The sequence below is a fragment of the Faecalicatena sp. genome, assembly GCF_058819085.1.
Genome location: NZ_JBZUUL010000004.1, coordinates 40793 through 52732, shown reverse-complemented (window position 1 = coordinate 52732; position 11940 = coordinate 40793). Strand labels below are relative to the sequence as shown.

Below are 11940 nucleotides of genomic sequence, written 5' to 3'. Positions count from 1 at the left end.
AAACAGCAGCAAAAGGAGGTGCTGATTTATTAAGAATAGAAGAATTTTAACAGTTGTACTGGCAGTGATTATGGCATTTGGCCTGGTTGCATGCGGCGGAGGTAATAAACCGGCAGAGACCGATGCTGCTGAGCCTGAGACGAAAGAGACAACAGAAGAAGAAACAAAAGTGAACGAACCAAAAGAGGAAGAACCGGAAGGGTACGAGGAATGTACCATTGCCGGATATTCTGGAATTATGAAACAGACCTCGTTCTATGGATATGTGAGCAGTTATCTGCGTCTTAAGATCACTGAGAGTACCAATTATGATGTGTATGCGACCACCTATGTGGATGACAGTGTACTGACGGATCCGGTGGAACTAGCAGCTGCTACGAATACCATGAAGAATGATCCGGATATCTATTATCAGAAATCTCTGGAGCTGTTGGAAGCTATGCTGACCGCGGCGAAATTCAGAGAACCGGTTGACTCATGGTTTGAGTAAATTCAGGAAGAGAGAATGAAAGGAGGACAGAGTATGGGAAATATTCAGGAATATAAATGTCCATGCTGTGGCGGTGCCATTGTTTTTGACAGTGCCATTCAGAAGATGAAGTGCCCCTGCTGTGATACAGAATTTGAGATGGAGGCGCTGCAGGGATATGATGACGCTTTAAAGCAGCAGGAGCAGGGCGATGATATGACGTGGGATACTGCGGCGGGAAGCGAGTGGCAGGACGGAGAGAAAACGGGACTGCGTACATATCAGTGTAAATCCTGTGGTGGTGAGATCGTGGGAGACGAAAGTATGGCGGCCTCTTCCTGCCCATACTGTGGCAATCCGATTGTTTTGATGGGGCAGTTTTCGGGAGACCTCCGCCCGGATTATGTGATTCCGTTTAAGCTGGACAAAAAGGCAGCGAAGGCAGGACTCATGAAGCATTTGAATGGAAAACGTCTGCTTCCGAAGATTTTCAAAGATCAGAATCATATTGATGAGATTAAAGGAGTATATGTGCCGTTCTGGTTGTTTGACACCAATGTAGATGCCAATATCAGTTATCGGGCGACAAAGATAAGAACCTGGAGTGACAGCAAGTATGATTACACAGAGACGCGGTTTTTCATGTTGAGCAGAGGCGGAACCATTGGATTTGAGCGGGTGCCGGTAGATGGCTCCAGTAAGATGGAAGATGATCTGATGGAATCGATCGAACCCTTCGATTTTAGCGAAGCAGTTCCATTCCAGACAGCATATCTTGCAGGCTATATGGCTGACAAATATGATGTGTCTGCTGAAGAAAGCATTGAACGTGCCAATGTCCGCGTGAAGAAATCAACGGAAGACAATTTCAGATCTACAGTGCAAGGATATAACACGGTAACTGTGGAACAAAGCAGTGTACAGTTCCATGATGGAAGTGCTAAATATGCACTGTATCCGGTATGGATTTTAAATACCACGTGGAATGGAAATCAGTACCGATTTGCCATGAATGGACAGAATGGAAAATTTGTCGGAGACCTTCCTGTGGATAAGAAAGCGGCAAACCGCTGGATGCTTCTTTCAACAGTTGCCATTGCAGCAGTGGCTTATGGGATAAGCTGGCTGTTGTGGCTGGCACGTATTTTATAGAAAGGGGGTAAGACAGATGAAAAGGATGCTGAAACAACTTGCGTGTATGACGGCTGCTGTGCTTCTGGCTGTATCGTCTTTCCCGGCTGCGGCAATGGCTTCGGAAGGATTTACGGGAGAGTATGAACGGCTGATAGACATGGCAGATCTTCTGACTTATGAGGAAGAGTCTGAGTTACTTGAAACCTTAAATGAGATCAGTGAACGACAGAAAATGGATATTGTACTGATCACGTCGGAAGACATGGATGGTTACAGCGATATTCAGGAATATGCGGACGATCTTTATGATTACTGTGACTACGGTTATGGAGCAAACAGGGATGGATTGCTGCTGCTTATCAGTATGGCAGAGAGTGACTGGTATATTTCCACCTGTGGGTATGGAATCACCGCTTTTACAGATGCGGGAATCAGCTATCTTGGAAGTGCAATGAAAGAAGATCTTTCTTCTGGAAATTATGCTTCTGCATTCTACACCTATGCGTCTGAGTGTGATCAGATGATCACGATGGCCAGAGAAGGTCATCCATTTTCAAAAAAGGATCTGCCCCATGCTCCGTTGTCACCACTGGTACTTCCTATCTGTATTGTGATTGGTCTGGTAGGAGCCTTTCTTATAGTGGGCAGCATGAAGGCTCAGCTGAAAACTGTGCGTAAACAGACAGCGGCAGCAAATTATGTAAAAAAAGGAAGTATGCAGCTTGCAACCCAGCAGGATCTGTTCCTGTACAGTAAAGTGGATCGGGTAAAGAAGCCGGAAAAGGACAGTTCAGGAAGCAGTACCCATACTTCTTCTTCAGGAACGACACATGGTGGCGGTGGTGGAAAGTTTTAAACGGTGCTGAAAATTGCGTGGAAAAGGAGGTGGTATGTGCATGAAAATTCTGATGGGTGCTGTGATCGTATTATCAATGGCAGCCGTGACAGCCTGTGGGAAAAAGCCGGAAGTGGTTGAAGAGAAAAACGTAGAATCTGTTCACGAAGAACCAGAGATGGCAGACGAGCAGATGACAGGATCGGAGCATGAGGAAACGACAGAATCGGTTGACGAAGAAATTGCAGAAATCACGGAATCTGCAGGACAGGGCTTTGAAAGAGTGGCAAATCAGTCTGCCTGGAATGGTACATATTATCGCAAAGACGGAGAATATATCACGGTGTATGATACGGATGAGGATTATCTGTTTCTTTCTTGCCCGGAGAGTAACTACGAGCAGATGATAGATATTCTGCAGTTCACAGATGCGGGAAAAACACAGGCAGTCTCAGCAACCCAGGATATAACGGCAGTTTATACACTTTCGGGAGATGTCCTTTCTGTAGATTTCGGTACAGCATATATTCCATTTATGCAAGGGGATTACTACAGGAAAAAAGATGCTTCCTGCTGGAAAACAGAAATAGATGGGACTGACAGATATCTGGATGAAACAGGAAATATTCTGCGTAACCATATGACTCCGGATGGCTGGTATACAGATGAAAATGGCAGAAAATTGTGGCAGATAGGGATGCTGCTGATTACACCAGGGCTTTATGAGTCCATGCCGGCATATTCAGAGAGAGAAGGATATGAGACCTGGAGTTTCAATATGTATAGTGGAGCAGGAGATTCTGGATTTTTCAACAGTCCGGACGAGCGGCTTGAGGTCGGAACAGTGGATTATACCGTGTACGATCAAGAGATGAATCCCTATTACACAAAGGAAGCAATGTATGTATATAATTCGCCCGACGGCTATGTAATCGAGGATGTGTCCGGACAGGAATTTGCCTGGTTTTATCCATCTATTCACTGGAACGATCTGATGATCCAGATGTATGGGACAGAAGCTTATCATACCGTGCGTCTGATAGAAGATTATTCAGATTATGGTGGCTAATATTTTGAAGAAGTTATAATTTTTATAATGATATGAGGAGGGACAGCAAATGGGAAAGAAAAGAAGAACTGGAAAAAAGGAAGGCGTGCTTCTGACAATACTGGTATTGTTCTGTACATTTCTTACCGGCTGCGCCTTCCTGGATATTAAAGACGGCGGGTTGGGAATGACCAATCCAGACTATGTGGAACCGGAAGAAGAATCGACCACGAGTGACCATACGGAATCCCCGGATTTGGGAGAGTTCCAAAAAGAAGGTACGACTTCCTGGCTTACGGAGGCGGGGAAAGCGGCATTGGTGGAAGAACAGGAATGGCTGCGAGATTATGGGGCAGCATTTGGAGCCTCATTTCTGGGTTATACGCCAGACTACAGCTTTCCGGGAAAAGAATATCAAAGAGCTGAGACCTATCCGTATTTGGACGGGATTCCAGAAGACCATATCATAGAATATACAGGGGATGAGTGGTATGTGATCGTTCCGGCAGAAGATGGGTGGAAGATATCCATAGAGTCCTGCAGCTGGAATGATGACTTTACGGAGAGCCGTACAGAAGATCTGTTATGGGAAAGCGACGATGGTCTTCCTCTGATCTTGCAGTGTAATCTCAGTGATCTTTATTCCAATGTACAGGTCACAGCCAGAAAAGGAAGCAGGGAAGTTTCCTGGCATCCTTATTATCCTACTTATGCCGGAGAGATTGAGCCGACAGACGGAGTAAAGCAGCTCTTATCGGGTTCCTATATGCCGGAGGAGGGATATCTCTATGGAATGGAGGGAAGCTGGTATTGCGATTCTGCTAAAACGGATGCTGGTGAACCTTATTTTTACAGCGTTACTTTCATGACCGGTGAGGATGGATATCCCTTGGACATGTGGTATTATGGGGGACTTTTGGATGGAGAGATGGAGGATATCCGTTTTTTCTGGGATGGCAATTATGCATATGGGGATCCACTTGGGGAATCTCTGGAATTCTGGCTGAACACGCCGGATGGCACCCGAAGTGGTACGATCTGGCTGGAGTTGGATGGAGAATGCTTGACCATTCATGAAATGGAAGGAGAAGCTTTTTTCCCATTTACGAGCGGGTCAGTGGAAAAATTCTATTTGCATCCTGTAGCAGCGGCTGGGGAGAATTACGATTATTCCAGCAATGAAATCGATGTACTGCTTGCACAATCTGAAGTACAGGAGAGACTGGAACTTGGTATGGCAATCCGGGATGTGGACGGCATGGATACGATCCGAGGGGAAGCTTGTGTACTTTTTGCCCTTGGAACAGAGCATCCTGATCAGTTTGTAGCAGAATATTATTATGCGGTATCTTCATCTGGATTAGTTTATCGAATGGATGATCTGACCGGAGAATGGGAACCAATCTAAAGGAGGGATATTATGAGCGAGATAACATTAAACAAACTACCAAAAACATTACAGGAATTACAGGCAATGCCACAGGCAGGATTGACAAACCCGGAGGAAGTGGCTGCTTTAACTGTAGCATCACTTGCCCTTTATCCTGAGAATCCATCTGAAACAGAAAAAATGCTGGATTTTCTGCGGGGTCCCAGACCGTTAAATGGAATTGACAAACAGTTTATAAGAGACAGATTTCGTGGAAAAGAGTATCTGATGCGTTCCTATTTTTCCGGGTCTTCTCCGGAAAATAATTATACTCCAGTACAGCCGTATCGGGTTGTTGTATTGGAAAATGCATATAGCAGAAGCCAGATAGGGGAAGGGTATCTTAATTTATATGTCGTGTGTAGTGGCGCAGACAGTCCGAGACCATTAAAGCTCCGGAATAAACCATCTACAGGACAGTGGTTCTTGTGGGAATAGCAGCTCTTAACCGGAATCCGTATACCAAAAGAAGCAGATCCTTGGGCATAAAAACAGGATCAAGGGAGGATAGGGTATGAATCAGGGAAAGATTATGACCATTCATTGTGCCACCTGTGGCGCACCTGCCCAGTTTGACGTTGTGACACAGAATTACCACTGTCCGAACTGTGGAGGAAATACAGGAACAGAGATTCCGCTAAAAAAGCTTCGGGAATTTCGGAGCCTTACAAAAACTTTGTTAGAGCAGGAACTTCCGGACAGTCAGACGATTGCCTGTGAGTGCCCGAATTGTGGAGCACGGGTGATTGTGAAAGAACATGAAGTGGCAGAGACCTGCATTTTCTGCCAGTCCAAGGTTCTGCGCTCGGATGTCCAGATGGGAGAAGGTTTCCCGGAGATGCTGATTCCTTTTAAACTGAATCGGAAGCAGGCAGAAAAACGACTGGATGAATGGATCGAGCAGCATCATGATAAAAGCGAAGCTCAGATTTTAAAGGAAAATAAGAAAAAATTAAAAGGAATTTATCTGCCATATGAACTGATCCGCGGACCTATCCGTTTTGTCGTGACCAGAGACAATTCCAACAGACATTATGAATGCGGAGGATTTCTGGAGCATGTGGCAGTCAATGTGACGGATCGCTGCAACAATCTGTTATTAAATGGAATGGAACCATTTTTGTGGGATGAACTGGAGCCATTTCAATTTGGATATATTGCAGGCCATGCAGCAGAGATTCCGACAGCAGATGGCGCGGAGTTAAGACGCCGTGTGTTTGAAGAGGTGGCAGAGGAATATCGCCCGACTGTGGAGCACACGATGCAGACAACCGGTCTGGCATTGTGTCCGGAGTCAGAAGCATTGCTTCGTCTGCCGGCATTTCTTCCGGTCTATTTTATGGATTGCGGAGAAGTGCAGGCGGCAGTGAACGGGCAGACAGGCAAAGTATCTGTATTGGCGGAAAAAGAAACCAGGACCTATCCCTGGGTGATCGAGCCGCTTCTTGGAACGCTGGCAGTGATGATTTTTTTCTTTTTTGCATTCCGGAATTATGGCGGAGTGCCGATGGATCTGAAGGAACTGTTTGAACTGGTTGGCATGGCTGGACTGGTGGCGGCGCTGATTCTGTTTACGGTGTTCAGTAAGGGAAGAGAGGCCAGAGTTCGAAGAAAGATTCTTAAAAGTATCAGCGAAGAAGAAAAGAAGAAACCAGAAGACTCCATAAAACCGGTGTTCTTTGAAACTATTGGCGGAAAGGAACTTCCGGTACAGCTGGGATTCTACTCTCCGGGGCGTATCGTAAAGATTGTGATGATCCTTCTGCTGGTGAATGCTTCCACTTGCATTCTGGCATGGATCCTTACTGCATTTAAGTGTATGGGTTCCGGTGACTGGACCCTGTTCCAGCAGCTGGATTATAGTTACAATATCATCTGGCTGTGTCTGGCACTTCCGATTTCTATGGTAGGATTTGCCGTATTTGGGCGAATTGAGGTTTATGATTCACCAGTGATCTTTCAGCTTCTGGAAAATGGAAAACGAAAACGCATTCACCAGAAGAGGGAGAACAGGAAAACTTTACTTATGCGTTGGAAGAATGTCAGGGAGACAATGGGAAACTGGGCGCTGCCGTTATTCATTGTATTACCATTATTTGTCATGACTGTTTATATGATCATGAATCCCTGGCCATAAAGCGACAGTAAAGAGCAGTGATGTATGATTTGGAAAGAAAGGGGTGTGAAGATGAAGAAAACCCAGAAACCAAGAAAAAATAGAAAAACAGGTGCAGTTATCGTGATACTGCTCGGCTTACTTTGTGCTGTCTCTACAGTAAGATCGTGTGGTACAAAGTGTGTGGCCATTCAAGGAAAAGTGGATGATGTGGTATATGTGGGACAGGGCAGCTATGATCCGGCAAATGATGGAAAGATTGTGATTGCCTGCGGAGAGCTGAAGGTTCTGGAACCGGCTTATGATGACGAACTGGGACTTACGATCTATGCCCCACGTGCTATGCGAAGTGCAAAAAAAATGAAACTGAAAAAGTGGAATCTCCCGGCAACAGAGGAAAATATGGAATGGAATTCCGATCTGGGCGTGGGCGGAATGGAAATCTTCCAGGGCGCAGCAGATGTGGGAGATTATCATCTGTCCGAGGAATTTATCGAACAGCTTATGCTGGGAAGAGAATACGAATTTGATGAGGAGACGCTATCGGAGGCAGGACTTGCGATTCTTACAGACCGGAAATACCGCGGTGAAAAATTTATCGGAACCCAGCGAATGGGCAGAGAAATCTTTGAGGAGGGCGATCGGCGTTATCAATATTCTGTTCCGTATCAGAGCGATGGGGATATGGTGACAGTAATCGGCATTCAGGAGCAGGGAACCCTGACTTATGTAAAAGGGGCGACACCCAATATGCTAAGCGGAGCACTGGATAAAAAAACTGCACTCAAAAAAAGTGGCATGTCTTCTGGTGGAGTCAGTATTTTCAGAGTTGTGCTAACTATTTTATTGCTGTCAACAGGCATCCGAATGCTTTTGAAGAAGCGTGATCAAAAAGAAGATGGAAGTGGCTTATGAAAAAAGGAAAGAAAGGCTGGTTATTGCTGATGGCATTTACTACATGGGCGGTGTTGATCGCAGGCTGCGGAAAGTGGACTGGAAATAAGCGGGATAAAGTTCCGGAAGTCACGATGGCAGGAAGTGACACAGAGAACATGGAGAATCCAGAAAACAGTCAGAGTACACCGCTTCCGGATATTCAGGAATTGACGTATTATGTGCATGGAACGATGATGGAGCTAATCAGGAGTGTAAGCCTGATCCGGCAGGGGGAGAAAGCGCTGGTACGGATAGAGCCCTGGGATGGGGAAAAAGAGGAGCTTTTTGACTATCCGGTGGATGCAGAGACTCTTGATAAAGCACGCAGGGTTTTGGAAACCTATGATGTGGCATCCTGGGCAGGCTTTCGTGGAAGCGATTCCAATGTCTTAGACGGATATTCCATGAGCTTTCAGGTGGAATTTGTGGATGGAAGCAGGATAGAAGCGTTCGGTGAGAACAAATTCCCTAAAAACTACCATGATGTTTTCTCGGAACTGGATGACCTGACGGTTGAGGCAAAGAACGCATTTTATGAGGAACAGGTCTTCTTTCTGAGCCCTTGCCTTATACCATCTGAACCAGCCATACATTACTGTGTACCATAAAATAACCGATTACTACTTTGGTCAATTCAGTTGCCTGTACAAGGAAGTACACACTTACGATAAGGAACTGGAAGAGTTTTGCCTAAAAAATAAAAGTGTTATAGCATTTATGATGAATATGGCAGAAGATATACATGGAAACAATATTTTGAAAGAGTATATGAGCATAGTCAACAGAAGGAACAGCCACGTAAATGGATATATGATATCGATTCAGTTTTCCAAAATTGTGGATCACGTTTGCAAAATGTATCATGTACTAAAGGGGAGGCAGAAATATATATTCCGTTCTGCCATAAATAATATAACGAAAAGGAAAAACTGGCGAGGGAACGCTTTCATGTGCATGAAAGACTATGGTGCAAAGAAGAATATTGGGAAGATCCGGATTATCCATTTGATTGGACAGAAGGTGAGTTTTGCTAGAAGGAGCATATGCTTATGTATGGGAATATTGATATGGAAAGAACGGCAATATTACTGAAAGAGTTATTTGATGGATCCGGTTATACAGTCAAAGATATCCAGAAAATATTGCATTTGTCATGCCCACAGCCTATATATCGATGGTTTAGGGGCAGCATTTTACCATCAGTAGATCATTTGTATGTATTGAGCAGATTACTCAAGGTACGTGCTTCACTTGTGTTCTGCTGGGATACACATTTGACGAAAATAAAACGAAGAAATGTCGTGTTTATTGTGAATGCCAGTAATCGTTATACAATAGCAATGACAGATATTGAACCAAGAAACTGGAATTACTATACAATGTATATCAGCCGTGTGATTCATGGCGTGATGCAGGAAATGGGATATTCCGAGGATCAGATAGGGCTGTATTTTAAAATGTCAGGCGATACAACTGTAACAAAAACTCATGGTAGGAAATCGGTTGGCGGCATTAACAGAATGGTAATGAATGCACAGTATTTTGGTAAGAAGCTGGAGAAAGAAGCAAAGTATCAGTGGGAACTTAGTGAGTATCTGAACAGAGATATCTGCCAGCCAGAGGGATTTGATGCGTATGGATATCCGAGTGAACTTTTTAAATTAGACATGGAACGACTAGGGATTGCTGCTAAGAGAAAGCCAGCAAAGGTAATTGATTTCGCTCAGTACATAGAAAACAATCGTGGTACTAACGATTAGTACCACAAAATTTTTCCTTGCAGAAATATCGCTTGGAGATTATAATTTCCATAGGTGGACTTGCAAACCGACAGAAATTTATTCTGTGAATGGCAAACGAACCTGCAAGCCACCGGAACTACACACAATAATGAAAAAATGCAATGGTACTGGATTGGTACTAAAAATATGTGAAACGAAAAATAATGTGTGGAAAAGGTGTGGTTTATCAATACACAATAGTATAGATAACTGTATTGAAATAATCTGAATCAAACCAGACTCTGCGAGTTCGAATAAATATGAGGGCGTATTTAGAGTAAGTATTGTAATTGATTTTGTGGCAACATTTTGGCAACAGAAAATCAGTAAAGCAAAATAACTGATGTAATTGAAGTAAATACCGGCGTGAATCCATACATAAGGGTGGAAAGCGCTTGGGACACTGAAAAGTAAAGTAGCATTATATTGATAGAAAAAGCCGCGTAAGCCATCAGATGAAATTTATTGTGAATAGAAAATTCGTTAACAGATAAATGAGGTGAATAAAAAACGGTGGCTACATTTTGGCTACATAAATATTATAGACGAAATGGATAGTGCATATAAAATGATAAAAATAATACAAAAAACGAACTGATAATTCACATTAATTGTAAGCGTACAAATATAAAAGTGGAGTTTGAATAGTAGGCGGTGGGCCGGAAAGCCTTATTTTACGGGGCTTCCGGGCTTCGGCCTTTGAAAATTGCATTTTCATTGCATTTTTTAATTCACCTGCTTATGATACTCGGCTGTGAACTGATTGCTTGTGTAATCAGCCACACTTTCTGTTGCAGGTGTATAGGTAAGTTTTCCTGTCAGCTTCTTTGCTACTTCAAAGTTGCTGTTTGGATATAAATGCCCATAGGTTCCCAAAGTCGTTTGGATTTTTTCGTGGCCTAGACGGTCTTTGATGATTAATGGGTTTTCTCCCATGCTGATTAACAGGGAAGCGTGGGAATGCCGTAAGGCATGAATTTTAATACGGTGGACACCAGCAAGATTTGCTAGCTTTTCGAGGGCTCTTGGCAGAGTTGTCTTGCTGGTGGGCGTTCCGTTATAGCTTAAAACAAAATTACATTTTGGTAGAACTTTCTGTTGAACTTCTTTCCATTCTTTCAGTTCTTTGATTGTATCATCATCTATAACGATATCCCGTATACTGGCCTGCGTTTTTGTCTCTACAAATTTATAGTCGGTCATGGTTTTATAGTAAAGATTCTTGTTGATGCTGAGAACACCTGTCTCAAAATCAATATCTGACCATTGCAGTGCTGCCGCTTCTCCGATTCGCATTCCAGTCATAAATAACAACCAGTAGGAAATGAACAGATAGTGTTCATAATAATCTCCCTTATACAGAAGAGAAATGACTTTCTGGAATTCTTCCAGTGTCCAGAAATCGATTTTCGGTTTTCTACTTTTGACATTTCCGATCATTCTGGCCGGATTTTTCTTTGCAAGTCCCAGAACAATAGCTCTGTCAAATGCGACCGCAAGCATTCCCTGTATAATCCTCACATAATTAGGGCTGTAATTTTTTGCCAGTTTTAATTGCCAGTTTTGCACATGAATTGGCTCAATTTTGTCAGTATTCATCTTATAGAAATAGGAAAAGTGTTTTTCAATGGTAGCATACCTGTTCTTGTATGTACTTTCTTTTACCTGGGTTTTATACCAGGGAAGATAAATCTCCTGAATAAATTTTTTGAAAGTCACTTCCTCTTTCTTTTCCGTAAGCTCATCTGGTGTAGACAGAATAAGCTTTGAATATTCTGCCCGAGCCTCTTTCTTTGTTGCAAATCCACTGCGATATTTTTGTATTTGTTTCCCAGTTACAGGGTGTTTTCCTAAGTTCGCCCTGAAATAATAGGTTCCGTTAGTTGCTTTCTTGATTGGATCTTTTGCCATGGTTACACTCCTTCTCTAATGCAAGAAGTACACTTAGTTTTCAGTATCTGGCAAAGTGATTCCCAATAATTCCTCAACCGCTTCCTTTGGCACCCTGTCCAGTTTCTTTGATTGATAATAAGTATGGCCTTTGGCAATCATCAGCTTTTTCGCTTCCCGTATAATATCTGCTGAAAAAGAAGGACCATAACCTAACTTTATCAAATCACTTTTTGTTACTGTAATCATTCTGCTCCTTTCTACGGACAGGATAAAACTTCAATACCTGTCCATTATTATAT

The 11940-nt window shown here is 43.3% G+C and carries 13 protein-coding genes; 11 read left to right on the top strand and 2 right to left on the bottom strand.

Annotated elements, in window-relative coordinates:
- Positions 1–70 precede the first annotated feature (70 nt).
- From AC4OGX_RS02280 to AC4OGX_RS02230, 11 genes are all read left to right on the top strand, one after another.
- Positions 71–490: a hypothetical protein gene (locus AC4OGX_RS02280; RefSeq protein WP_493328189.1), complete on the top strand. Its 420-nt coding sequence runs from the start codon at positions 71–73 to the stop codon at positions 488–490.
- A 33-nt stretch (positions 491–523) separates the two neighbouring features.
- On the top strand, positions 524–1621 hold the full coding sequence (locus tag AC4OGX_RS02275) for a TFIIB-type zinc ribbon-containing protein (RefSeq protein ID WP_278493483.1): 1098 nt from the start codon (positions 524–526) through the stop codon (positions 1619–1621).
- Between the two features lie 16 nt (positions 1622–1637).
- Positions 1638–2459: a TPM domain-containing protein gene (locus AC4OGX_RS02270; RefSeq protein WP_493328187.1), complete on the top strand. Its 822-nt coding sequence runs from the start codon at positions 1638–1640 to the stop codon at positions 2457–2459.
- Positions 2460–2499: 40 nt separating this feature from the next.
- Positions 2500–3507 (top strand): hypothetical protein, encoded by a 1008-nt coding sequence (locus AC4OGX_RS02265; protein ID WP_493328186.1) that lies wholly within the window; start codon positions 2500–2502, stop codon positions 3505–3507.
- Between the two features lie 49 nt (positions 3508–3556).
- Positions 3557–4894: a hypothetical protein gene (locus AC4OGX_RS02260; protein ID WP_493328185.1), complete on the top strand. Its 1338-nt coding sequence runs from the start codon at positions 3557–3559 to the stop codon at positions 4892–4894.
- A gap of 12 nt (positions 4895–4906) precedes the next feature.
- Positions 4907–5353, top strand: coding sequence for a DUF6935 domain-containing protein (locus tag AC4OGX_RS02255; protein WP_493328184.1), 447 nt, complete (start codon positions 4907–4909; stop codon positions 5351–5353).
- A 76-nt stretch (positions 5354–5429) separates the two neighbouring features.
- On the top strand, positions 5430–7052 hold the full coding sequence (locus AC4OGX_RS02250) for a hypothetical protein (RefSeq protein ID WP_118348828.1): 1623 nt from the start codon (positions 5430–5432) through the stop codon (positions 7050–7052).
- Between the two features lie 24 nt (positions 7053–7076).
- Complete coding sequence (locus AC4OGX_RS02245; RefSeq protein WP_493328183.1) at positions 7077–7946, top strand: hypothetical protein; 870 nt, start codon at positions 7077–7079, stop codon at positions 7944–7946.
- Positions 7943–8575: a hypothetical protein gene (locus AC4OGX_RS02240; protein WP_493328182.1), complete on the top strand. Its 633-nt coding sequence runs from the start codon at positions 7943–7945 to the stop codon at positions 8573–8575. The genes AC4OGX_RS02245 and AC4OGX_RS02240 overlap by 4 nt, the downstream gene beginning before the upstream one ends.
- 118 nt (positions 8576–8693) lie before the next feature.
- On the top strand, positions 8694–9059 hold the full coding sequence (locus AC4OGX_RS02235) for a hypothetical protein (RefSeq protein ID WP_493328181.1): 366 nt from the start codon (positions 8694–8696) through the stop codon (positions 9057–9059).
- A 128-nt stretch (positions 9060–9187) separates the two neighbouring features.
- On the top strand, positions 9188–9727 hold the full coding sequence (locus AC4OGX_RS02230; protein ID WP_493328180.1) for a DUF6933 domain-containing protein: 540 nt from the start codon (positions 9188–9190) through the stop codon (positions 9725–9727).
- A 747-nt stretch (positions 9728–10474) separates the two neighbouring features.
- Here the strand turns inward: AC4OGX_RS02230 and AC4OGX_RS02225 are convergent.
- Together AC4OGX_RS02225 and AC4OGX_RS02220 are read right to left on the bottom strand one after the other, a co-directional pair.
- The gene (locus AC4OGX_RS02225) at positions 10475–11659 is read right to left on the bottom strand and encodes a site-specific integrase (RefSeq protein ID WP_154322051.1); all 1185 of its coding nucleotides are present in this window, start codon (positions 11657–11659) and stop codon (positions 10475–10477) included.
- Positions 11660–11692: 33 nt separating this feature from the next.
- Positions 11693–11887, bottom strand: coding sequence for a DUF3173 domain-containing protein (locus AC4OGX_RS02220; protein ID WP_154322052.1), 195 nt, complete (start codon positions 11885–11887; stop codon positions 11693–11695).
- Positions 11888–11940 lie beyond the last annotated feature (53 nt).

Bases quoted from the DNA above. Each gene is read 5' to 3' on its own strand.
- AC4OGX_RS02280 (WP_493328189.1), top strand. From the start codon at position 71: ATGGCATTTGGCCTGGTTGCATGCGGCGGAGGTAATAAACCGGCAGAG.
- AC4OGX_RS02275 (WP_278493483.1), top strand. From the start codon at position 524: ATGGGAAATATTCAGGAATATAAATGTCCATGCTGTGGCGGTGCCATT.
- AC4OGX_RS02270 (WP_493328187.1), top strand. From the start codon at position 1,638: ATGAAAAGGATGCTGAAACAACTTGCGTGTATGACGGCTGCTGTGCTT.
- AC4OGX_RS02265 (WP_493328186.1), top strand. From the start codon at position 2,500: ATGAAAATTCTGATGGGTGCTGTGATCGTATTATCAATGGCAGCCGTG.
- AC4OGX_RS02260 (WP_493328185.1), top strand. From the start codon at position 3,557: ATGGGAAAGAAAAGAAGAACTGGAAAAAAGGAAGGCGTGCTTCTGACA.
- AC4OGX_RS02255 (WP_493328184.1), top strand. From the start codon at position 4,907: ATGAGCGAGATAACATTAAACAAACTACCAAAAACATTACAGGAATTA.
- AC4OGX_RS02250 (WP_118348828.1), top strand. From the start codon at position 5,430: ATGAATCAGGGAAAGATTATGACCATTCATTGTGCCACCTGTGGCGCA.
- AC4OGX_RS02245 (WP_493328183.1), top strand. From the start codon at position 7,077: ATGATTTGGAAAGAAAGGGGTGTGAAGATGAAGAAAACCCAGAAACCA.
- AC4OGX_RS02240 (WP_493328182.1), top strand. From the start codon at position 7,943: ATGAAAAAAGGAAAGAAAGGCTGGTTATTGCTGATGGCATTTACTACA.
- AC4OGX_RS02235 (WP_493328181.1), top strand. From the start codon at position 8,694: ATGGCAGAAGATATACATGGAAACAATATTTTGAAAGAGTATATGAGC.
- AC4OGX_RS02225 (WP_154322051.1), bottom strand. From the start codon at position 11,659: ATGGCAAAAGATCCAATCAAGAAAGCAACTAACGGAACCTATTATTTC.
- AC4OGX_RS02220 (WP_154322052.1), bottom strand. From the start codon at position 11,887: ATGATTACAGTAACAAAAAGTGATTTGATAAAGTTAGGTTATGGTCCT.